23 protein-coding genes are annotated in these 22,301 nt (G+C 41.0%); 12 read left to right on the top strand and 11 right to left on the bottom strand.

Translation table 11 applies throughout. The features are described 5' to 3' along the window. Positions 1 to 19: 19 nt before the first annotated feature. The 4 genes from R2Q78_RS07100 (at position 20) to R2Q78_RS07115 (ending at position 3,775) form a co-directional block, all read left to right on the top strand. Complete coding sequence (locus tag R2Q78_RS07100; RefSeq protein WP_316790268.1) at positions 20 to 2,371, top strand: S9 family peptidase; 2,352 nt, start codon at positions 20 to 22, stop codon at positions 2,369 to 2,371. 204 nt (positions 2,372 to 2,575) lie between these two features. After that, positions 2,576 to 3,208 carry a peroxiredoxin gene (locus R2Q78_RS07105; RefSeq protein ID WP_316790269.1) on the top strand — a complete coding sequence of 211 codons (633 nt, stop codon included), beginning with the start codon at positions 2,576 to 2,578 and terminating at the stop codon, positions 3,206 to 3,208. 10 nt (positions 3,209 to 3,218) lie between these two features. After that, a complete protein-coding gene (locus tag R2Q78_RS07110) occupies positions 3,219 to 3,527 on the top strand; it encodes a thioredoxin family protein (protein WP_316790271.1) in 309 nt (102 codons plus the stop codon). Continuing rightward, the gene (locus tag R2Q78_RS07115; protein WP_316790273.1) at positions 3,527 to 3,775 is read left to right on the top strand and encodes a DUF6952 family protein; all 249 of its coding nucleotides are present in this window, start codon (positions 3,527 to 3,529) and stop codon (positions 3,773 to 3,775) included. Before R2Q78_RS07110 ends, R2Q78_RS07115 begins: the two co-directional genes overlap by 1 nt. 89 nt (positions 3,776 to 3,864) lie before the next feature. On the opposite strand, the gene R2Q78_RS07120 is transcribed toward R2Q78_RS07115, so the two are convergent. From R2Q78_RS07120 to R2Q78_RS07145, 6 genes are all read right to left on the bottom strand, one after another. Beyond that, complete coding sequence (locus tag R2Q78_RS07120) at positions 3,865 to 6,453, bottom strand: phosphoenolpyruvate carboxylase (RefSeq protein ID WP_316790275.1); 2,589 nt, start codon at positions 6,451 to 6,453, stop codon at positions 3,865 to 3,867. A 239-nt stretch (positions 6,454 to 6,692) separates the two neighbouring features. Continuing rightward, the gene (locus tag R2Q78_RS07125; protein WP_316790277.1) at positions 6,693 to 8,240 is read right to left on the bottom strand and encodes a DHA2 family efflux MFS transporter permease subunit; all 1,548 of its coding nucleotides are present in this window, start codon (positions 8,238 to 8,240) and stop codon (positions 6,693 to 6,695) included. A 3-nt stretch (positions 8,241 to 8,243) separates the two neighbouring features. Beyond that, positions 8,244 to 9,287: an HlyD family secretion protein gene (locus R2Q78_RS07130; protein WP_316790280.1), complete on the bottom strand. Its 1,044-nt coding sequence runs from the start codon at positions 9,285 to 9,287 to the stop codon at positions 8,244 to 8,246. Positions 9,288 to 9,307: 20 nt separating this feature from the next. Beyond that, entirely contained in the window at positions 9,308 to 10,624 is a 1,317-nt protein-coding gene (locus R2Q78_RS07135) for a TolC family protein (RefSeq protein WP_316790282.1), read from the bottom strand. Then, positions 10,621 to 11,241, bottom strand: coding sequence for a TetR/AcrR family transcriptional regulator (locus R2Q78_RS07140; RefSeq protein ID WP_316790284.1), 621 nt, complete (start codon positions 11,239 to 11,241; stop codon positions 10,621 to 10,623). The genes R2Q78_RS07135 and R2Q78_RS07140 overlap by 4 nt, the downstream gene beginning before the upstream one ends. A 265-nt stretch (positions 11,242 to 11,506) precedes the next feature. Continuing rightward, positions 11,507 to 11,860: a DUF6249 domain-containing protein gene (locus R2Q78_RS07145; protein WP_316790286.1), complete on the bottom strand. Its 354-nt coding sequence runs from the start codon at positions 11,858 to 11,860 to the stop codon at positions 11,507 to 11,509. A 212-nt stretch (positions 11,861 to 12,072) separates the two neighbouring features. On the opposite strand from R2Q78_RS07145, the gene R2Q78_RS07150 reads away from it, so the two are divergent. The 4 genes from R2Q78_RS07150 to R2Q78_RS07165 all read left to right on the top strand — a co-directional run bounded on the left by R2Q78_RS07150 (position 12,073) and on the right by R2Q78_RS07165 (position 13,979). Continuing rightward, positions 12,073 to 12,564 (top strand): Crp/Fnr family transcriptional regulator, encoded by a 492-nt coding sequence (locus R2Q78_RS07150; RefSeq protein ID WP_316790289.1) that lies wholly within the window; start codon positions 12,073 to 12,075, stop codon positions 12,562 to 12,564. A 74-nt stretch (positions 12,565 to 12,638) separates the two neighbouring features. Next, positions 12,639 to 12,962, top strand: coding sequence for a DMT family transporter (locus R2Q78_RS07155; protein WP_136836801.1), 324 nt, complete (start codon positions 12,639 to 12,641; stop codon positions 12,960 to 12,962). A 43-nt stretch (positions 12,963 to 13,005) separates the two neighbouring features. Then, entirely contained in the window at positions 13,006 to 13,605 is a 600-nt protein-coding gene (locus R2Q78_RS07160) for a sigma-70 family RNA polymerase sigma factor (RefSeq protein WP_316790292.1), read from the top strand. Further along, positions 13,602 to 13,979, top strand: a complete 378-nt coding sequence (locus R2Q78_RS07165) for a hypothetical protein (RefSeq protein ID WP_316790293.1) — start codon at positions 13,602 to 13,604, stop codon at positions 13,977 to 13,979. The genes R2Q78_RS07160 and R2Q78_RS07165 overlap by 4 nt, the downstream gene beginning before the upstream one ends. Here the strand turns inward: R2Q78_RS07165 and R2Q78_RS07170 are convergent. Continuing rightward, positions 13,962 to 14,513 carry a DUF2911 domain-containing protein gene (locus R2Q78_RS07170; protein WP_316790295.1) on the bottom strand — a complete coding sequence of 184 codons (552 nt, stop codon included), beginning with the start codon at positions 14,511 to 14,513 and terminating at the stop codon, positions 13,962 to 13,964. The two genes, R2Q78_RS07165 and R2Q78_RS07170, sit on opposite strands and share 18 nt — an antisense overlap. A gap of 35 nt (positions 14,514 to 14,548) precedes the next feature. Continuing rightward, positions 14,549 to 14,731, bottom strand: coding sequence for a hypothetical protein (locus tag R2Q78_RS07175; RefSeq protein ID WP_316790296.1), 183 nt, complete (start codon positions 14,729 to 14,731; stop codon positions 14,549 to 14,551). A gap of 488 nt (positions 14,732 to 15,219) precedes the next feature. Between R2Q78_RS07175 and R2Q78_RS07180 the strand changes: the two genes are divergently transcribed. Next, complete coding sequence (locus R2Q78_RS07180; protein WP_316790297.1) at positions 15,220 to 16,416, top strand: FecR family protein; 1,197 nt, start codon at positions 15,220 to 15,222, stop codon at positions 16,414 to 16,416. A gap of 20 nt (positions 16,417 to 16,436) precedes the next feature. Here the strand turns inward: R2Q78_RS07180 and R2Q78_RS07185 are convergent, their stop codons facing one another. The 3 genes from R2Q78_RS07185 to R2Q78_RS07195 are packed head-to-tail and all read right to left on the bottom strand — an operon-like array spanning position 16,437 to position 18,563. Continuing rightward, positions 16,437 to 16,862: a hotdog fold thioesterase gene (locus R2Q78_RS07185; protein ID WP_316790299.1), complete on the bottom strand. Its 426-nt coding sequence runs from the start codon at positions 16,860 to 16,862 to the stop codon at positions 16,437 to 16,439. Continuing rightward, positions 16,859 to 17,362 (bottom strand): DinB family protein, encoded by a 504-nt coding sequence (locus R2Q78_RS07190; RefSeq protein ID WP_316790301.1) that lies wholly within the window; start codon positions 17,360 to 17,362, stop codon positions 16,859 to 16,861. The genes R2Q78_RS07185 and R2Q78_RS07190 overlap by 4 nt, the downstream gene beginning before the upstream one ends. Next, positions 17,340 to 18,563 (bottom strand): HAMP domain-containing sensor histidine kinase, encoded by a 1,224-nt coding sequence (locus R2Q78_RS07195; RefSeq protein WP_316790304.1) that lies wholly within the window; start codon positions 18,561 to 18,563, stop codon positions 17,340 to 17,342. The genes R2Q78_RS07190 and R2Q78_RS07195 overlap by 23 nt, the downstream gene beginning before the upstream one ends. A gap of 46 nt (positions 18,564 to 18,609) precedes the next feature. Here R2Q78_RS07195 and gltX point away from each other — a divergent pair, with 46 nt between their 5' ends. From gltX to R2Q78_RS07210, 3 genes are all read left to right on the top strand, one after another. Then, positions 18,610 to 20,118 carry a glutamate--tRNA ligase gene (gene gltX, locus R2Q78_RS07200; protein WP_316790306.1) on the top strand — a complete coding sequence of 503 codons (1,509 nt, stop codon included), beginning with the start codon at positions 18,610 to 18,612 and terminating at the stop codon, positions 20,116 to 20,118. 75 nt (positions 20,119 to 20,193) lie between these two features. After that, positions 20,194 to 21,033 (top strand): neutral zinc metallopeptidase, encoded by an 840-nt coding sequence (locus R2Q78_RS07205; RefSeq protein ID WP_316790308.1) that lies wholly within the window; start codon positions 20,194 to 20,196, stop codon positions 21,031 to 21,033. 141 nt (positions 21,034 to 21,174) lie between these two features. Continuing rightward, positions 21,175 to 22,299 (top strand): hybrid sensor histidine kinase/response regulator, encoded by a 1,125-nt coding sequence (locus R2Q78_RS07210; protein WP_316790310.1) that lies wholly within the window; start codon positions 21,175 to 21,177, stop codon positions 22,297 to 22,299. The last annotated feature ends 2 nt before the right edge of the window (positions 22,300 to 22,301 follow it).

A 22,301-nucleotide genomic window follows, 5' to 3' on the forward strand; every position in this document is an offset into this window, starting at 1 on the left:
TTGAAACAAATTTATACAGATGAAAAAAATTGTTCTCCTGCTGCTATGGCCTGTATGTCTTGCTCATGCCCAGCAAGTAGCCCCGCTTAGCGTAGAAAAAATTATGCGTGACCAAAAGTGGATAGGTGTTTCTCCTTCTAATTATCGCTGGTCGGAAGATAGTAAGACCTTGTTCTTTAACTGGAACCCGGAAAGTAAGGAGAAAGATGAGCTTTATAAGGTCAGTACCGGAAACCTTAAGCCGCAGAAATCTGACGAAAAAGTAATGGAAAAAGCTTTAAGTCCTGGATATACCTACAACAATGATGCTTCGATGGCTTTAGCTGAAAAGGGCGGAGATATTTATCTGTATACATTAAAAAGCGGAAAAGAGCAAAGGCTTACTTATACCACAGACAGAGAGAGCAATGCAAAATTCCTTACCAATGGGAATATTGCCTATCAACAGGGAGATAATCTTTTCGCCCTGAACCTGAAAACCAGTGAGACAGAACAGCTTACCAACTTTACAAGGGGAAAGAAGCCTGGGAAAGCTGAACGCGCGAAAAGCACAGATCAGAATACCTGGTTAAAGAATGACCAGGAGCAACTTTTTGACATCATTAAAAAAAGAAATAAACAGAACGCAGAGCGGAAGGATAGGCCAGGAAAAGATGAAAAAGGGATTGATCCGATTTATACAGAAGACAAATTCCTTACCGGCTTAGAGTTGAGTCCTGACGGAAAGTATGTTTCCTATAGGCTGATGGTCCCTTCAGCAGGAGGTCAAGGGACGATAGTTCCCAATTACGTAACCTCTTCCGGTTATACCGAAGATATGAATACCCGGGCCAAAGTGGGAGAACCATCTTCTCTGTCTGAAAATTATATTTATGATCGTTCAAGAGATACGGTATATAAGTTCAATACGGGACAAATCCCTGGGATCAAAGATTTACCAGATTATGTGAAGGACTATCCTAAGCAACTGGAAGAAAGACGGAAAAAGAACGAAGACCGTAATGTGAGTCTGAGCAATCCAAATTGGAACGAATCAGGAACTATGGCTTTTGTTGTGGCAGAATCCCGGGATAATAAAGATCTGTGGATTTTAAAGCTGGATGCTGCTACGGGGAATTTGAGCCTGATAGACCGGCAAAGAGATGAGGCCTGGATAAGCGGCCCTGGCATCGGCGCGTCAAATATGGGATGGATTAATGACAATCAGATCTATTATCAAAGTGAGGCAAGCGGGTATTCGCATTTGTACACGGCAAATGTGGCTAATGGCCAGAAGAAACAACTGACATCCGGCAAATGGGAAGTACAAGAGCTACAGCTTTCAAAGGATAAGAAGACGTTTTATATTACTGCAAACAAGGATCATCCGGGAATTACCCATTTTTATAAACTAAGTGTGAATGGCGGTGAACTCCAGCAAGTCACCACAATGAAGGGAGGTAACGTAGTTACGCTTTCTCCGGACGAGCAGTGGATTGCGATTAGCTATTCTTACATGAACCAGCCCTGGGAACTATATGTTCAGCAGAATAAACCAGGTGCTAAGGCCGTGAAGGTCACCAATTCTACAACTGCGGAATTCAATTCCTATAAATGGAGAACGCCGGATCTGGTGTCCTTTAAAAACCGATATGGTGCGGATGTAAATGCAAGGGTATATCCAGCAGCTAATCCACATCCAAACCACCCGGCAGTAGTGTTTGTACATGGCGCAGGTTATCTGCAAAATGTTCACTATTGGTGGAGCCAATATTCCAGGGAATATATGTTTAACAACATGCTGGCCGATAATGGCTATACGGTGATTGATATTGATTACACTGCAAGTTCTGGATATGGAAGGGACCACCGTACTGGTATTTACAGGCATATGGGAGGAAAGGATCTGACAGATCAGGTAGACGGTGTAAAGATGTTGGTTGAAAAATATGGTGTGGATCCTAAACATGTGGGATTATACGGCGGTTCTTACGGCGGCTTCATCACGCTGATGGCTTTATTTACCGAGCAAGAAGTTTTTAAAAGTGGGGCGGCCCTTAGATCTGTGACTGACTGGGCGCATTACAACCATGGCTATACTTCAAATATTCTAAATGAGCCGACTACTGATTCACTGGCCTATAAGAAAAGCTCTCCTATTTATTTCGCTGATGGATTGAAAGGTAATTTGCTGATGTGTCATGGAATGGTTGATGTAAATGTACATTTTCAGGATATTGTGCGTTTGTCACAGCGATTGATAGAATTGAAAAAGGACAACTGGGAATTGGCCGTTTATCCTGTTGAAGATCATGGTTTTGTAGAGCCTTCAAGCTGGACTGACGAGTATAAACGGATTTTTAAACTGTTTGAAACAACGCTAAAACAGTGATCGTTAATTGACTGATAAACAAGGTTGCAGATCGCGGTATGCGGACCTGCAGCCCGATAGATGAAAACTCTTCTTGGATTAAACATTATAGATAAAAGCTATTCCTGTATCGACATTAAGTATGCCGGAATAGGTAAGCTCCGTTGCTTTTAAACTTTGCTTGCCGTACCTTTGCGCCAGAAAAAAACAACAAATAATATAATTATGGCAATAGTAGGTAAAAAGTTCCCAAGTGTTAGTATCGATGCAATGTCAGAAATGGGTGATGATTTAAAAATCAACGTATTTGAAGAAGCAGTAAGTAAACAAAGCAAAGTTTTATTGTTCTGGTATCCAAAAGATTTCACTTTTGTATGCCCTACAGAATTACATGCTTTCCAAGCAGCATTGCCTGATTTTGAAAAAAGAAATACAATTGTAATTGGTGCTTCATGCGATACAAATGAAGTTCACTTTGCATGGTTAAATACGCCAAAAGACAATGGTGGTATTGAAGGTGTGACTTATCCTATTTTGGCAGATACACACAGACATTTGTCTAACATCTTAGGTATTGTAGAGCAGGACGTAGCGTACGATGAGGAAGGTAATGAATCATTCTCAGGATCAAATGTTACTTACAGGGCTACTTACTTAATTGATGAGACAGGTAAAGTATTCCATGAAAGTGTAAACGATATGCCGGTAGGTAGAAACGTTAAAGAATATTTGCGTTTAATAGATGCTTATGCTCACGTTCAGAAACATGGCGAAGTTTGCCCTGCTAACTGGGAAGAAGGTAAAGAAGCAATGAGTGCAAACAGAACAGGCGTTGCAGAATACTTAAGCGCTAATTAATCACAAAAACATGGTTTTAGAATTAACAGAAGATAATCTTCAACAATATGTTGCTGAAAACAACAAGGTGATGGTGCAGTATGCAGCATCCTGGTGCGGAAACTGCAGAATAATGAAACCTAAATTCAAGAAACTTGCGGCTGAAAATGAAGATGTCACATTCTTAATTGTGGATGCAGAGAAACTTCCGGATTCGCGCAAGCTGGCAAATGTTGATAATTTACCAACCTTTGCGGCTTTTGAAGGAGGAGCGTTGGTTCACCAGGTTCAGACCAATAAGGCAGAGATTTTAATTGAGTTATTTGATAAAATAAAATAATGAAGATTCCAGTTATCAGACAGCTATTTCAAAATAGCACACCAGAAGATCTTGAAGCAACATTAACTGTTTTAGAGGCCTTCTGTGAGTTCAGAGGTGTAAGTGAAGCGGAAATTGATGTGGCAGGAGAACTGATCACTAACATCTGCGGAGCATTAGAGGTTCATGCCGATGTTAATTCAGGCATAACCGAAAAAGATGCACTAAATGCATTCTCTCAAAAGGTAATGGGTTCAATCGATAGATAGCCTTGATCCTGATGAAATAAAAAGGCGACCACATGTGGTCGCCTTTTTTATAGGATTATATTTCTGAGCTCAGAGATGACGATTGGAGGTTATGCCAGGTTCCTTCCGGCATTTACCACCCCATATACGGTTCTTATTGCCAGTTTCTCATAAGATTGCTTTTCGACTTCAGACAATTCATGCTGAAGCTGTTCCAGGGCGTAGTGCTGGATCAATACAAGCGGCAGCACAATCTTCTCTCTCACCGCAATAGAGCGCTTCTCAACAGGATAATTCTCCATCAGGGTCTCATGGCCTGAGAGCTTTAATAACATAGCCTTAGAAAGCTCGAATTCATCGTGTAGCATTTTCCAGAAATCTCCGTATTCTTTATCGTTGGCAAAGTGAGCGGTTACAGAGAAATCAGATTTACTCATAGACATCATACAGTTGTCAATGATGGTTTTAAAATATCCGGATTCCTGATAGGTTTTTACAATATCATCCCAGTTACCTGCATCTTCCTGAGTTTTCAGGGCAGTGCCCATGCCATAAAAGCCAGGGATATTCTGTTTCAACTGGCTCCATGCAGTCACAAAACTGATTGCTCTCAGGTCTTCCAGTTTCAACTTCTCTCCTGAATTCCTTTTTACTGGCCTGCTGCTAATGGTGATCTTGGACAGTAGGGACAGTGGTGAGAATTTTTCCAGGTAACTTAAGAATAATGGGTGTTTTCGCAGGCTTACAAAAGCATCATAGCTTTGCGCAGCCATTACATCCAGTAGATTTTTGTGCACCGGGTCCAGTAGAATATTGTGTTTCTCTTTCATTCCGGCAGAAATACCCGCATTGATCAATTGTTCTATATTGAATTCAGCACTGTCAATTGAGCCATACTGGGAGCTGATGGTCTGCCCCTGAATAGTGAGCTGAATATTTTTATTTGCGATTTCTTTACCCATGGAAGCATAGAAACGATGTGTTTTACCCCCTCCACGTGAAGGCGGACCTCCACGGCCGTCAAAAAATGCCAGCTGGATGTTGTGCTTATTGGCAGTCTCTGTAAGCGCTACTTTCGCATTAAAAATAGACCAGTTGGCCATCAGGTATCCACCGTCTTTAGTGCTGTCTGAGAAGCCCAGCATAATGTCCTGCTTATTTCCCCTGCTTTCCAGGTGTTTTTTGTAAAATGGATGAGCATAAAGCGTTTCCATTATTTTTGCAGCATCAGCAAGGTCATGAACGGTTTCAAATAAAGGAACAAAGTCCATCGTCAGGTTGTGCTCTTCCCAGCCGTTCCATAAAAACAGTTCCATCAATTGCAGGATATCGCTCGCTTGCTGACAGTTGCTGATGATAAAACGGTGGCAGGCCAGCTCTCCATTGCTTTCCTGTATTTGTTTCACCTCAGCAATGGTCTGCAAGGTGTCGTCTATTAAAGAATCCCGGTCCTCGGTATAGATAACTTTAGCGCTTTTGAATGAAAGTGCTGCAATTTTTTCTTCTTCAGATAAGTCATCGTAGTTTTCCGGAAATAAAGAGATGATGGGCTTGCTTTTTCTACAATAAGCATGAACATCTCTCAGTACCCGGCTATCCTGTCTGATGTCCAGGGAGGCAAAATGACTGCCGTATAGCTCAACTTTCCGGATCAGGTCTGAAGCAAGATCCGCAAACAAGCCATCATGATGATCTATCAAAGTTGTTTTAATCTCTGTTAGCTTCTCAATCAGATCACCAGAGATGTTTTCCATCTCAATATTCGGATCAAAAGCATTCTTGTATAAAACGTCCTGAACAATAGCAATCGGTTCTTCAACACCCCTGAAGGTGATACGGCGTTTCAGGTTCCTGAAATCCCTGTAATAGCATCTATATAAGATCTGGCGCAGCATTTTAGATACCTGTATGGTTGAGTCTGCATGCACATTTGGATTGCCATCCCTGTCTCCGCCCGGCCAAAAACCAAGTTCAATAATCTTTTTAGATTCTATGTTGTAATCATTAAGGCTCTTATCAATTTCAGATTGAATATTTGCTGCCGCGAAGTAAAACACATTTTCAAGATACCAGGCCAGACTTAAAGCCTCATCTACCGGAGTAGGGGATTTTTTATTGAAAAAAGGTGTTTTTCCCAGTTGCTGCAATAGCAGGTGTATGGTTGAAATGTCGTTGATCTTAATGGCGCTGGTCAGGTCAGTAATGATCGACAAAACACTTCCCGGATAAAACTGGGTTGGGTGTGCTGTCAGTACCAGACGCAGCGAAAAATCTTCGATTAGCTTCTCTATTTTTTCAGTAATGACTTTGCTGTCGCTACCTTTTTTCAAGTACCCAAGCAGCGCATTGTGCTCATCATCTGCATTTAGTTTGTTGAATGAGGCATCTTCTACGGCGTCAAAAAGTACCACCTGACGTTCGATGTACTGGATAAACCGAAACAACAGATCAATTACATCCTTGTTGGCGTTGGTCTGCGTGTATTTCTTAAAAAAAGTATTGATGATATGTGAGGGTGTCTCGTGTTTATTTACACCATCTTCACAATATTTTATAAACAATGGCAATAATGTGCCTGTGTCTTTGATCTTGTAGAACGGAAGAGTAAGGAAAAGGCTATTATAGAGTTCGAACCTGGAAACTACTTCATTGTTAAATACGGATTCTCTCTGCCCTTTTACGCGTTGTTTCTGCATCATTTTTTAAGGAAAATTTTGAGCGCTTAAGCTACCAAAAATCATCCAAAAAAAAGACCAATGAACCTATTAATTTAATTTTGATTTTTTCATAAAAATCAATAACTTAGTTCCATAGAGGTTAAACAAATCCTTTTAAACTTATGTGCCGAATCTATTGCAGAAACGCAATAATGAGGTAAATTAATTGTTAATTTTTTGGGGTAAAACAGCCGTTAAGATTTTCTTAACGGCTGTTTTGTTTAATGTAAGTCTGCAGGAACTTCTACATTCTTTTTAAATTTCTGAAGGTAAAGTAGTGGTATAGAACACAACAATACCAATCCCGCTACCCAATAAGCATCGCTATAAGTAAGCAATAGACTTTGTTTGGTTACGGCCCCTTCTATCGCTTTTGCTGCAAGCGTTTTGGCTTCAAGGTAGTTGTATCCCTTAGCCATAAAGTTATGTATAAAGCCATTGAACCGCTCAGTAAACGCCGGGTTATACTCGTTTACATTGACCAGTAAATTGCTGCGGTGGAAGCCCTGACGAACGTGGATTAATGTGGTAAGGGCAGCAATTCCAAATGAACCACCTAATTGCCTCATCATGTTATTTAACCCCGAACCCTGACCAATTTCCGGCCCTTTCAGGTCTTGTATCGCCAGGGTGGTCAGCGGAACGAATAGCAGCGCCATACCAATACCTCTGATGATCAGGGGAAGGAAAAAGTCACTCGTGCCCGACTGTAATGTAGACTTGCTCAGCATGCTGCAGAATACAAAGAAAAGGAACATACCTATTGTGGCCATAAACTGTGCTGGGATGTTTTTCTTTAGCATAATGCCAATAAAAGGCATCATTACGATGGTGAACAGTCCCCCCGGAAATAACAATTCTCCTGTTTGCAGGGGCGAAAAACCCAGCAAATTCTGACAGAAAATCGGGAATACGAATACCGAGCCATACAATCCAAAACCCAATACAAAGGAGGTAAACATCCCGACCGAAAAACTACGGTGGCGCATGATCTTGAAATTCACGATTGGATGGTCTGTAGTGGTTTCCCTCCAGATAAACAACAGTAGCCCTAATACAGATGTAACCGCCAGCGCCGTGATGTATGGAGTTGCAAACCAGTCTTCACTTTCACCTTTTTCCAGTACGGTTTGTAAACTGCCCACAGCCAAAGCCAGCAATATAATTCCCCACCAGTCGACCGGCATTCCCTTACCATCTTTGGGCGTTTCCCTGACGAATGTATACGTACAGTAGGCTGCCAGAATACCGACAGGAATATTCACGTAAAAAATCCATGGCCAGGTACTTACCTCAAGCAGGTACCCGCCAATAGTAGGGCCTACGGTGGGACCTACAACAGCGCCAAGGCCAAACAATGCGGTCGCAATACCAACATCTTCTCTCGGCCATGTTTCAATGAGAATCGCCTGTGCGGTAGAGATTAGACCACCGCCTGCCAGACCCTGTAAAATACGGAATGCGATTAATTCTTCCAGATTTGTTGCATTTCCACATAGGAACGATGCAATGGTGAATAAAATAATGGAAAACAGGAAGTAATTTTTTCGGCCAAAGCGACTGCCAAGCCATCCCGACATGGGGAGGACTATTACGTTGGCAACAGCGTAGCCAGTAGATAGCCAGGCTACATCCTCAAGGGTGGCGCCCAGGTTACCCTGTATCTGTGGGATAGCTACGTTTACAATGGTAGTATCAATCAGCTCCAGAAGCGAAGCTGTGATCACTGTAAATGTAATTACCCACTTTTTTAAACCTTTCTCGGCCATTTTTTAATCTTTTATAGAAACAGAAACTTTAACGCTCATGCCTGGACGAAGCTTAGCCAGAACATCTTTTGGTGCTTTGGTGATCTTTATTTTTACAGGTACTCTCTGTACCACCTTAACGAAGTTCCCCGTAGCATTATCCGGAGGCAAAAGAGAACCTTTGGCTCCTGTAATAGGCGCAAAGTTGTATACTTCGCCCTGAATATCTTCATGAGGATAAGCATCAACTTCTACCTTAACTTTCAATCCGGGAGTAATGTCTTCAAGCTGGGTTTCTTTGAAGTTAGCGGTTACATAAATACTGTTTTCATTTACAATAGAAAATAACGACTGTCCGGCCTGTACCAGTTGTCCTTTCTGAACATTCTTTTTAGAAACAATACCCGTTGCCGGCGCCTTAATCTCGGTATATGACAATTGCAATTTAGCAAAATCTACATCCGATTGGCGCTGTGTAACCCCATTGCTGCTCACCGCAAGTTGAGACTGTGTTGTGCTTACCTGTTTAACTGCAGCTGTATACTGATCTTTAGCGGCGGTAAAAGCAGCTTCTGCACTCTCTTTTTGTGCTTTTGCCTGGTCAAATTGTTGCTGAGTAATAGATCCATCTTTTACAAGGTTTGCATAACGTGCATAATCTTTATTCGCCAGATCGAGTTTTACCCTTGCGGCTTCAATATTTGCTTTGGCAGTACTTGTATTTGCTGCGGTTGCTGCAATTTGTGATTGAGATACGCCTACGCCTGCATTTGCTCCCTGCTGACCAGCCTGGGCCTGTTCAAGCTTTACTTTGTAATCGCTGTCATCCAGTTTTACCAGAACATCACCCTCATGTACCAGGGTATTCTCTTCAAAGCTGATCTGATTTACATAGCCACCTACACGTGCAACTACAGGACTGATGTCGCCATCAATCTGGGCATCATCTGTATCCACGTGTTTGCTGTAATAAATGTATTCTTTAGTGCCAAATATGGCTCCAACTATGATTAAAACGGCTAATATAATTGGTATAACTTTATTCTTTTTTTTCTTTTCAGTTGTCATCGCAGTAATTTGTTATGGTATTATTGAGTAATTTTTCCAGTTGATTTTAGTAATGTATAATAAGCAAGTCCGGCATCTGCTTTCGCAATTTCCAGATTGATCTTGGCCTGGTAAAGCAAAGTTTCTGCATCAATTCTATCAATCGCTGAAGCTACATTGTTCTTATATTTTGAAGCCAGGAGCTTGTCGTTTTCAGTAGCCTGAGCTATAGATGTTTCCAGTACCTGAATCTTGTTTACAGCAAGCTGATAGCTCTGGTAATCTTTATTGATCTCTGTTTTCAAATGATCGGAAAGAATATCTTTCTGGATTACGATATTTTTTTGTTGGATCCTTGCCTCATTGACCTTGTTTTTGTTTGTCCATAAATTGCCGATGTTCCATGAGATATTGGCGCCAAGGGTAACCGGCATGATAAACTGATCTGTTGGAGGGATAAATTTGCCGCTCGGATTGATGTAGTAAAGATTGGCACCTACACCTACGGTGGGCAATGTATTGGCTTTTATCGATTTGATGTTTACATCTGCCACCTTATTCTGCAGATCCAGTTGTCTGAGCTCCTGTCTGTTGGACATTGCCATATCAATATAATTGCTCAGGGCGCCTGCTTGTTTCAATGTGTTGTCAGGTTCTGTGATCTCTATTTGTGTGTTTTCGTTCAAACCCAGCAGAATGTCAAGATTATAATTGATGATTTTCCTGTTGTTTTCAATCTCCATGTCGGTAAGCGACACGTTTGCCTGTTGTAATTGAAACCTTAAAACATCATTTTTAGTCACCACACCCTGTTCAAAAAAGCGTTGTGCCTGTTTTAATTGACTGGCAATAGATTCAAGGTTTTGAGCAATCACCTTTTTACTTTGTAATACTTTAAACAGGGAGTAATAAGTACTGATTACCGCATAGCTGATTTCCTCTTTGTCTTTATCAGCATCCAGACGAGCTACTTCAGTAAGTAAGCGTGTTGATTCTTCAGCATATTTCAATTTTCCGCCTCCGTAGATCAACTCTTCTACCGCAGCCGTACCTACAAAAGCATCGGCACGCTTAGGCAGGTGAATAGGATTTCCTCCGCCTATACTCAATGTATTGGTAGGGATTTCCGCGTGATTGTATAAAAAAGACGCTTTTGCTGTTGGAAGTGCATTGTCTTTCACTGTAGCCAGATTGGCAACTGCCGCATCAATTTTATTCTGAGAAAGTTTAAGATTCTTACTGTTCTCTATTCCAAGAGAGATGGCTTCCGGTAGGCTTAGCTTTCTTTGGTCCTGAGCATAGAGCATCCCCGGAAACAGAAATGCTAAAAAGCTTAATTTAATGATGTTACGTGTCATTTTTGGGGTGTTAAATAAATGATAATTAGGTCTTGCAGGTGATTGATGAGGCGTTCGGTGATGATCTTTCTGTCTGCTTTTTTTTCGATATCGAGTCCTGTGCCCGATGTAATCTTTGATGGAGAGATGGCTACGTTACTGATAGTGCCGGTTATTGTAGCAATCAGCATCCTGACATCTACTTGTCTGAAGCTGCCATCCTCTATGCCATTGGTAATGATGCGTTCTATCAGCAGCATGTTTTCTGCCATGGCATTTTTGATCGTATAAAACATTTCAGGACGCTGGGGAAGAGAAAGTTCCCTGTGCATCATTTTATGGAATGAACGGTTGCAAAGTATTCGTTTTGCATAGCCCTCAACTACCTTTAGCAGTTTTTCCATTCCAGTTAGCTGATCATTATTGATCCTATCCAGTTCATCTTTAAATGCCTGAATGCGGAGTGTCATGATTTCCATGAAAACTCCCTCTTTAGAACCAAAATAGTAATTGATCATGGCCATATTGGCCCCTGCTTCCTTCGCGATCTGTCGTGTAGAAGCTCCCTCATATCCCAATTCCGAGAACAACTTTTCAGCTGCTTCCAGGATATTTGCCCGCTTATCGATTTTTTCCATTTGATTATTTGATGGCACAAAATTAATCAATCGATTGATTAATTTATTAAAATAATGTTAAGTCTTTAGGAATTGACCTGAGATTGACAAAAGTGTCAAACAAGGGAAAGAAACTGGGAATAGGAGGGGAGGGATGTGGCTTTTACAGAATTGGGAGTTACAAATTAAGCGCTCAGTACACCTGAACGCTTAATTTGTAACTCCCAATCACGGTTGTATGGTCTTAATTGGATAACACGTTATCCGGGCGAGGGCTTTATTACTCTTAATCTTTTTGCTGATCAAGCCATTTCTTTTCAACAGCATAAGAGATGATCAAGCCTAAGCCTCCGAAAACGCAAATGAATCCGAAATAGATGGCGACAGCATCCTGTTTCTCGAGGGTCAGGCTCCAAACTGTAAATAACGCAAAGATTAACCCCAATCCCAGTCCAACCAGCAATAGTCCGAATTTTAAGCTGATAAAGGGGGTCGGTGCTGCTGGTCTGGCCTTTTGCATGCCCGGATCCATTCCGCGTTCTATCATCGCCATTTTTTCTTTGTTTGTCATGTATCTTAAGCCAAAAACCAATGCCGTTGTGCAAATAAAAAGTACGACTGATACGATTACTCCTTCCATATTGTTAAATCTTAAATGATAAATAGTCTATTATAGAAACTTGTTCTGTGTACTATGACCACATCAAAAGCGATCAGGTTACATTTTTCAAAAAATATTTGAAAGTCTTCTTTTATCTTTAACTAAATATTAAAAATTTGGAGCAGCTCCTGAAGAAAATAACCAGTGTTTACCCCCTCAAAAACGATAGCCTAAATCAGCTTATAGCAGAGATGAAACCTATTGAGCTTCCTAAACATAAGATTTTAGTGGAGGCAGGTCAGGTTGGGAGGTCTGTTTATTTTATAGAAAAAGGCATTGCCAGGGCTTATTGCGAAGGAAAAGAAAATCAGATTACTTTTTGGTTTGGCCTCGAAGGTGATTTTGTGTTTTCCTATAATAGCTATATCAATGGCCGGCCGGGCTATGAAAGCATTGAGTTGCTGGAAAACAGTTTGCTTTACGAAATCAAGGATAATGTGTTGCAAGCCCTGTTCAGAGAAAATATTGAGCTGGCCAATTGGGGACGAAAACTAGCCGAACTGGAACTCATAAAGCTGGAAGAACGTTATATTGCCCGATTGTTTAAGTCAGCTTCTGAATGCTACCGGGAACTGCTGAATTCTTCTCCCTTATTGATCCGTCGCATCCAGCTGGGCTATATTGCCTCTTATCTGGGAGTGACTCAGGTAACGCTGAGTCGCATCCGCTCAGAAATCCGATAAGCAGATTCATTTTTTAACATTTGTAAAAAAATTCGGGTGTTGATCTGCTTAATTTTGCCGGAAATATTAGAATTATGAGCTGGATTATATTAATTATTGCCGGAATGTTTGAAGTGGGTTTTACTACTTGTTTGAAGTTGTCTAACAACTTCACCAACTTAAAATGGACACTTGGTTTTGCTGCATGTATTACCCTGAGTTTTTATTTTTTGAATAAAGCGACCCAAAGCTTACCTATGGGCACGGCATATGCGGTTTGGACGGGAATCGGCGCTGTTGGTACAGTGATCGTCGGGATTTTATATTTTGATGAGCCTGCCAATTTCTGGAGGATTTTCTTTATCGCAACGCTTATCGGGTCAATCCTCGGACTTAAATTCTTTGCAGGAAGCCATTAAGGTCAGACTTTTATATTCATACTTTTTGTAACCTGCGGCATGCATGGAGCGTCATACCTCAAATATGCAGCAGCAAACAGATGAAGACTTGATAGCCGAAGTGCTGACGGGCAATACCACGGTGTATTCCGAACTGGTAAAGCGCCATCAGCGTTTCGTGTTTACACTAGCCATTCGGTTTGTAAAGAATAGAGAGGATGCAGAAGAAATTGCCCAGGATTGCTTTATAAAAGCCTATCGCGGATTGGGGACGTATAAACAAACCTCCAGGTTTTCTACTTGGCTGTATACAATAACCTATACTACAGCGATGTCTTTTTTGCGTAAGAACAGGATGCAGACCCAATCGATTGACGATGAAGAAAATGCTTTGCAGCTGGAGAACCATGTATCAGAATTTAATACTAATTTGGTAGAACAGAAGTCTGGCCATGTATTTTTGAATATGGCCATAGATATGCTTTCAGCAGAAGATGCCGTAATCATTACGCTGTTTTATAAGGGGGAGCAGAGCCTTGAAGAAATTGGGACGGCGCTGGGTATGACGAGCAATACAGTTAAGGTGAAACTGCACAGGGCAAGGATTAAATTGAAAGAGAAGCTGCAGCTTTTATTAAAGGACGAAGTAAAGGAGTTGATATGAAACTAACAGATGAAAGACTTGATGAATTGTTAAAAGGGATGGAGCTTGATGCGCCCTCTATGTCATTTACAAGAAATGTGATGGAGCAGGCAAAACTTGAAATGCCGCCTGTATCGCTTAAAACAAAAGTAGACAAAAGGATTATTTACAGTATTGCGGCAATTTTTGTGTGCGCTATCACTGCGGCTATTGTTTATATGTTCGCCAACAGTAACCTGGAGCATAACATGCCAGCAATGCAACTGAAATTTAGTTTTGCCATGGAAAAATCGACATATTCATTGCTCCTGAAAGCATTCTTGTTTGCCGATCTTATTATTGCTTTGTTTTATTTTGATAAATTCCTGAGAAGAAATTTAAATTCCTATAGGTAATTCCACCTGTGTGGAATCCCATGCGATAATTAACCGGGCGCCTTTTTCGGCGGGAACAAATGTAATGGCAAGTACTTCCTGTGGTTTTGCCAGTGCTTTAACCGGAACTTCAACCCTCATCACATCTTTCTGTTGATTGTAAGTAAATGCGCCCCATTTATCAAGTTGTTTATTGAAGATAAGCACCCATTTGTCTTTATTTGGGATCGCGAACAGGCTATACGTTCCGGCTTTAATTTTTTTGCCTTCGATAGTCGCCGGCTTATAAAACTTTATTTCTGTAGATTCATTAGCGCCTAGTCTCCAAATTTTGCCATATTGCTCCAACACACCAAAAATTTCGCGGCCTTTTTTTGATGGCCTTGAATAAATGACTTTAATTAAAGGAGCGGAATCATCTTTCGCTTTGGCGACATTTAACGGATAATATACAATATCTGCTGGACTACTGTCAAGAGCAGGGAATTTTACCTCCTGAGCATTGGCCCCAAGAGCTAAAACAGTAAACAATGCAATTAACCTGAATGCCTTCATGATAACGATGATGTTTAAAACTTGTGGCTATATGACTAGTATTCCCGGCCTTTAACGATCCCGTTAAGGAAAATAGCAGAGAAAATGAATCCAAGGATACCACCAAAAACCCACCAGAAAAAGTTTCCTGAAATGCTTACTGCAGTTAAAATCCCAAAAAACAGGCCTAATACGTAATAAACCCAGTCAAAACTGTTGTTTTCTTCTTGTTTTGTCATTGTAAAAATTCTTAATGCGCCAAAGATATTGATTTATTTTATTTGAATGTAATTTATCACCATGTGCTGCAAAATAAATTACTAATGTTGGCAGTGTAAGCAGCTATGAGCTGCTGTTATAACAACTTTTGTATGCTAATCTCTAAGTCTTAGGAAGAGAACTTCCCTTGGACAGTATCGTAACAGAAGGGGGAATGATACGTACCTGCTTCGGAAAAGGGTACCTTTTATCCGAAGCAGGTACGAAACAGATACGAAGCTTTTACGAAAAAGTATGGTAGAAACAGGCCTCTATAGCCCTCTTTGATTTATTGAAGGGCAATCCGTGTAAGAATATGATTTAGTGATGATTAAAGTTCAGGATTTGGTAATTAGAGTCCCACTTTTTTTAATATTATTGTGATACATTTGTTGCGCTCTAAATTGAAGGTATCCAGGATTTTTACATCTGTACTTTAAGATGGATAGAATCTAAAAAAAATAAGTTAGTGAACGAGATTAGATTACATCCAAGATTATTGGTAATAGAAGCCATAACCATGATGCGCAATCATGGTGTAATGGGGTTGCCCCTGTACAAAGACACACGATTTGTAGAACAGGTTAGTTACGAAGAGTTGATTGCATTCTTAGACCATAGAGAAAATGGACAGAATGCTTATTATCATAAACTGAATTTCGATCTGGAAACAGCCTTGATTTCTATTAGAATTGTGCGTTATCGTCGCATAGAAAAATTCAAAAGGATCGGTGCAGTTGCCGCTTTGGTGTTATTAATAGGCATCGGATGGTTGTTTTTTCAAAATAGGTTGTCCTTACAGGATGAATTATCACCTGCTTTGGCTTTAAACGCTAACAAAGAGCTGATCCTGACTTTAGCAGATGGAGAGCAGATTGCGCTTAATGATCAAAATAAAGGAATTGCGGTTAAAGATCATAAACTGGTTTATGAAGACGGTACTGAGATCGAGGGTGCGGTTTTTGGAGACGACCGAACGGAGCTGACTTTGAGTACCCCGCGAGGTAAAACATACCGGGTTACATTGGCCGACGGCACCAGAGTTTGGCTAAATGCCATGTCCGCTATTCATTTTCCTGCTGAATTTGAAGAGGATGAAAGAAATGTAAAGCTGAAAGGTGAAGGGTATTTTGAAGTAGCTAAGATGCGCTCTTCCTCCGGGACAGATGACCACATCCAAAAGATGATTCCTTTTTTTGTGGAGAGTAAAAATCAGAGAATAGAAGTATTGGGTACGCATTTTAATGTAAGCTCGTACGAAGATGAAAAAACGAAAACAACATTACTTGAAGGAAGCGTAAAGGTTCTGCTTTCGAGTGCGAAAGACCTGCCTGGCCGTACCGTGACCCTTAAACCCGGTCAGCAATCCATATTGAATGGTAAAATGCCGATAACCATAAGTACTGTTGACCCTGAAGATGCAGTAAGTTGGATGAAGGGGGAGATGGTCTTTCGTAATGAGCGCTTAAAAGACATCCTGCTCGCTCTCGGCCATTGGTATGACATAGAGGTAATTTATCAGGACAAAGCTGCTGAAGAGCTAATTTTTGGGGGAGCGATAACCAGGGAAGATAATATCGCAGACGCGCTGAAAGTATTTGAGCTTACCGGGGATGTACGATTTAAAGTGAACGGTAAGAAGGTCATTGTGAGTATGGTTGATTAGAGGAACAAGTCGAGCTTAAATTAAGCAGGCTTGTTAATAATGGCAACAGTAAGCCTGCTGACACAGTTCATTTTTCCCTTATCATTGTAGATTTTGATTTCCCAGATGTGGGTTTTTGCACCAATATGCAGCGGCTTACAAATGCCTGTAACCAATCCGCTTTTTACAGGGCGTAAGTGGTTTGCGTTGACTTCTAAGCCTACAGCCAGGTATTTTTCCGGGTCTATGCACATATAAGATGCAACACTGCCCAATGTTTCGGCTAAAACAACTGAAGCTCCCCCGTGCAGAATACCCGCTGGTTGATGTGTCCGTTCGTCTACCGGCATGGTGGCCGTAAGACTGTCTTCTCCTACTTCTGTGAATTTGATGTCTAAAAATGCACCCATGTGGTTTTTAGGGCGATCATTTAACTTTTCAGGTGTAAATTCGGCAAACCAGATCATAAATATCTTTCTTTAATAATTTGGGTATGATGAATGATATGTCCTGCAATTACAAATAATAAAGCCCTCACTGTAATTTGACGTTCCGAGGCGGTGCCGCTGCGGTTGAGTTCTTCCTCACCAAGAGATTTGAAAAGATAAAGATTGGCTTGGCGAAGCAATCCGAATTCGTTAGAAAAACTAAGGAGGCTTCTGTCAGAGAAGTGAGCATTGGCTACATAATCATCCTCTTCAAATCCAGGTAAAGCATGTTGTTCTGCCCTTGCAAAACATGTGAGGCGGTAAACAAGAATGCGCTCAGTATCTATAATATGGCCTATTAATTCTTTAATGGTCCATTTTCCTGGTGCATATGCATAGTCAGCTTTTTCAACTAGGTTATTGATGAAATCTGAAAACTCTGCTGCCTGGCGCTCAAGGATTTCCATAATATCTCCGTCAACCAGTTTGATGTAAGTCTCGCCCCATGCGGGGTACTCATGTGTTTGAGGTCGGTTCATATGTAATGCTGCTTTTTAAAATGATCCGGAAGGTCGTACCTTTTCCAAGTTCAGACTCCTTTACAAAAATTTGTCCGCTATGGTAATTTTCAATAATACGCTTAGTCAATGATAATCCAAGCCCCCATCCGCGCTTACGTGTAGTATATCCGGGTTGAAATACGGCATCAAATTTAGACCGGTTTATTCCTTTTCCTGTATCTGTTACATCAATAAATACTTCTTCCTTGGCGAGGTTTTCAATGATGTTTATGGTGATCTTTCCTTCATTTTCTATTGCATTTGCCGCATTTTTCAGCAGGTTTTCAGTTACCCAGTCGAATAGCGGGACGTTTAGCATCGCACGTACCTGCTCATCGCCAATAATTGAAAAAATGATCTTATCTGAGGTTCTTAGTTTGAAATATTCCACAAAATTGTAGATCACAGTATAAACTACGTGATCCTCAACTATTGGTTTTGAACCGATCTTGGAGAAACGGTCTGTGATCACTTCCAGTCGTTTGATATCATTTTCCATTTCAGCAATGAGGGGGTCTTCTTCCGCATTGAAGCGAGATTTAATGAGCTCTACCCAGGCCATGAGTGAAGATATCGGTGTGCCCAGCTGATGGGCAGTTTCTTTGGCCATACCGACCCATACCTGATCTTGTTCGGCTTTTCTGGCTGAGCTGAATGCTACGTATGCAGTGAGCAGGAATAGGGCAATAACGCCAAGTTGTATATATGGGAAATAACGGAGCTGTGTAAGTGTAGCGGAGTCTTTATGGTAGATATATAATCGTGAACCATCTCCTTCCACTCCTGTGATGGGCGTTGGGGGATGCTGCTCTTTCATTTTTCTTAACTCTCTTTGAAAATAGGGTAGATCATAATTAATGCCTTCTTTTTTTTGAAGGTCGTAGAGAGTTTTTGTCGAATCCAGGTTTCGATAGGTTTGTATTTCGTCTTTTGCATTGGTAACGATAATGGGCAATTTTGTATTTGCCCTGATCAGGTCGATCAATCCGGTGTAGCGGTCGTCATCATACATCACTATCGTTTGTTCAGTTACTTTTACAAATAACTGAAATTGAAGCGCTTCTTCACGTTCCATTTTTTTTACAAAGAAATCACTGTAAAATACGGAAGCGGCGCCAATAATAATGGCAAAGAATAGTAAGAAGAACTTCCAGCGTCGCTTTTTCTCGTAAGGATTCATAGATTATGAAGGCAAATTACAAAAATATATCTTTGCTGCTATTAATATGGAAAAGAAAGTAAGAGTAAGATTTGCCCCCAGCCCAACGGGAGGGCTGCATTTAGGTGGTGTGCGTACCGCTTTGTTTAATTATTTATTTGCCAAAAAGCACAATGGAACGTTTGTATTGCGTGTAGAGGACACAGATCAGACGCGTTTTGTGGAGGGGGCAGAGGAATATATTGCTTCTTGTCTTGAATGGTGTGGAATGACACCGGATGAAAGTCCGCAAAAAGAAGGGGCGTTTGGTCCTTATCGTCAGAGTGAGCGAAAAGCAACCTATAAACAATATGCAGATCAACTGATTGCTGATGGTTATGCTTATTATGCGTTTGATACGCCTGAAGAACTGGAGGCCAAACGCAAGGAGGTGCCGAACTTTACATACGGACAAAATACCAGGTCTGAAATGCGCAATTCACTTACTTTGACTGAAGAAGAAGTCGCTGCCCTTATCGCCGGTAATACACCGTATGTAGTTCGGATAAAAATGCCGAAAGACGAACTCGTTTCTTTTACAGATCTGATCAGAGGGCATGTAAGTTTTGATACCAACCTGGTAGACGATAAAGTTTTGTTAAAAGCCGATGGGATGCCTACTTATCATCTCGCGGTGGTTGCTGATGACAGGGCAATGGAGATTAGCCATATTTTTAGAGGAGAAGAGTGGTTGCCATCTGCACCGATACATATTTTACTTTGGAGGTACCTGGGCTGGGCAGACGAAATGCCTGCGTGGGTACACCTGCCATTGATTTTGAAACCGGATGGTAATGGAAAGCTGAGCAAACGTGATGGAGATAGACTGGGTTTTCCTGTGTATGCGCAAAATTGGACAGACCCTAAAACCGGAGATCTGACCAAGGGCTTTAAAGAACTTGGTTTTATGCCCGAGGCTTTCGTGAACCTGCTTGCAATGCTGGGCTGGAATGACGGCACTGATCAGGAGCTGTTTTCAATGAATGAACTAATTGAGAAATTCTCAGTAGAGCGGATCAGTAAAGCGGGAGCGAAATTTGATTTCGAAAAAGCAAAATGGTACAATCACGAGTGGATAAAAAATACGCCCGCAAATGAATTGCTACCGGGGGTAAAAGCTGCGTTTGCAGAACAAAGTATTGTCCTTAATAATGATGCCTACCTGACCAAAATAATTGACCTGATAAAAGATCGTTGTAACCTGCTTACAGATTTTGTAGCTCAGGCATCATACTTTTTTACTGGTCCGGAAGCATACGATTTACCGGCTGTACAACCAAAATGGACAGTAGAAAAAGCCGCATTTTTTGAAGCCTATGCTCAGCTGTTAACTGAAGGATTATCGTCGGTACAATTGGAAGAAAAGTTTAAAGATCTGGCTGCAACGCATAATTTTAAACCGGGAGAGCTGATGTTGCCTTTTAGAATTATGCTTGTTGGAGGTAAATTTGGGCCAGGGGTATTTGATATCGCGGTAGCCCTCGGCGCTTCTGAAACGGAGCAAAGAATTAAAACGGCGATAGAGGCTTTTGGGTAATGCCGCCTGATTTTGTTTAATTTGGTATAACAATTGCCGCAAAGGTTTTGTTAAACCAAATTAAACAAATTTATTATGCAGTGGTTCGGTAAAGGAAGCGGTAATATTGACGACCGGAGGGGGATGAGCGGAGGCGCAAAACTAGGAGGTGGCGTTGGTATTATCATAATTGTATTAGGCTTATTTTTTGGTAAAGATCTAAGTGGATTAGTTAGTCAGTTGCCAGTTGGGGATGTTTCGCAAACCGAAGGTAAAACCGGGGACCCAACAGATGCAGAAGGTAAATTTGTGGATGGGGTGTTGGAATCGACAAACCAGGTATGGGAGCAGCAATTTCAACAAATGGGCCGAGAATACGAAAAGCCGAAAATGGTATTATTTACCAATATGGTTCAATCTGCCTGCGGAAATGCAAGCTCTGCAGTCGGGCCATTCTACTGTCCAGGTGATCACCAGGTATATATAGATCTTTCATTCTACACCGACCTAAAGGACAGGTTTGGGGCAGCAGGGGACTTTGCGCAGGCCTATGTCATTGCACATGAAGTTGGGCATCACATACAAAACTTATTGGGTATATCAGATAAACTACAGCAGGCTAGAGGGCAGGTGAGCGAAAAGGAATACAATCGCTTATCCGTGAAACTAGAGTTGCAGGCAGATTTTTTTGCAGGCCTATGGGCGCACCACGCACAGAATTTAAAAGACTTTAAACTGGAAGAAGGAGATATTGAAGAGGCTTTAAATGCTGCAAATGCCATTGGGGACGATAAACTGCAGAAGCAGGCTCAGGGAGAAGTTGTACCTGACGCATTTACACATGGTACTTCTGCGCAGCGCATGTATTGGTTTAAAAAGGGATTCGAAACGGGAGATATTAACCAGGGCGATACTTTTAACTCAAACCAATTATAGTTAATCTTATAGTTAGCGCTGTTGCCGGCGTTTTTGCAATTTTTTTAATACGATATGCACATAAGCCTTTGATATTATTCAGAGTTGTATAACTTTATGGCGAAACTACTAGACAAATAGTAAGCCTGTTTATTTTTAATAATGATACTAATTGTAGATGATACCCCCGAGAACCTTATTTCCTTAAAGCGGGTTCTTGAGCGGCACAATTTTGAAGTAGATACAGCATCCTCCGGAGAAGAAGCATTAAAAAAGGTGCTTAAAAATGAATATGTCCTGATTATTCTGGACGTTCAGATGCCTGGCATGGACGGGTTTGAAGTCGCTGAAGCCATTTCTGGCTACAGTAAGGCTAAAGAAACAGCAATTATATTTCTGTCGGCAGTAAATAAGGAGTTAAAATTTATAACAAAAGGATACTCATCAGGAGGGCTCGATTACATCACGAAGCCTGTTGATATGGATATTCTTTTGCTTAAGGTAAAGACTTTTTACCGCATCTATGAGCAGAGCCGTAAGTTAATTGAGATTCAAAAAGCCTTGCTGGATGAGATTGAATTCAGGAAACAGGCCGAACGGAAGAAGGATGAGTTTATCAGTATTGCCAGTCATGAGTTGAAAACACCGCTGACAAGTGTAAAAGGATATATGCAATTGTTGGGAAGAAGTGTGGAAAAGGGAGATATCCCTACCGTTAAAAAGCATTTGGGTAAAGCACAGGTACAACTTGAGAAGCTTAATGAATTGATTGCTGACCTTCTGGACATATCGAAAATCGAAAGTGGTAAATTAAAGTTCAATAAAAAATCTTTTTCCATTGATTGTTTGTTAGATAGTGTGGTAGACATTATTCATCAGTCGAACCCTGAATTTAAAATCATCAGAAATGGTAAAATCGAACGGGAAATATTTGCAGATGAAATGCGGATTGAACAAGTCATCATTAACTTTTTGACGAATGCTATAAAATATTCTCCCGGCACGAATGAGATTCAAATCAATGCCAGCCTTGAGGGAGACAGTGTTTATTTGGGTGTGAGGGATTTCGGCATTGGTATAGAGCCAAAGCTTCATAAAAGTGTGTTTGATAAGTTTTATAGAGTTGAAGAAACGTCTATACATTTCCAGGGCCTTGGAATTGGGCTATACATTTCAGCAGAGATTATCAGAAGACACAAAGGAGAAGTTGGTGTAAAAAGTAAGTTGGGCGAAGGCTCGGAGTTTTATTTCATTTTGCCCCTTAATTCGGGTACAGAGACAGACTAGAA

The organism is Pedobacter frigoris (assembly GCF_032678645.1).
Classification (GTDB): domain Bacteria; phylum Bacteroidota; class Bacteroidia; order Sphingobacteriales; family Sphingobacteriaceae; genus Pedobacter; species Pedobacter frigoris_A.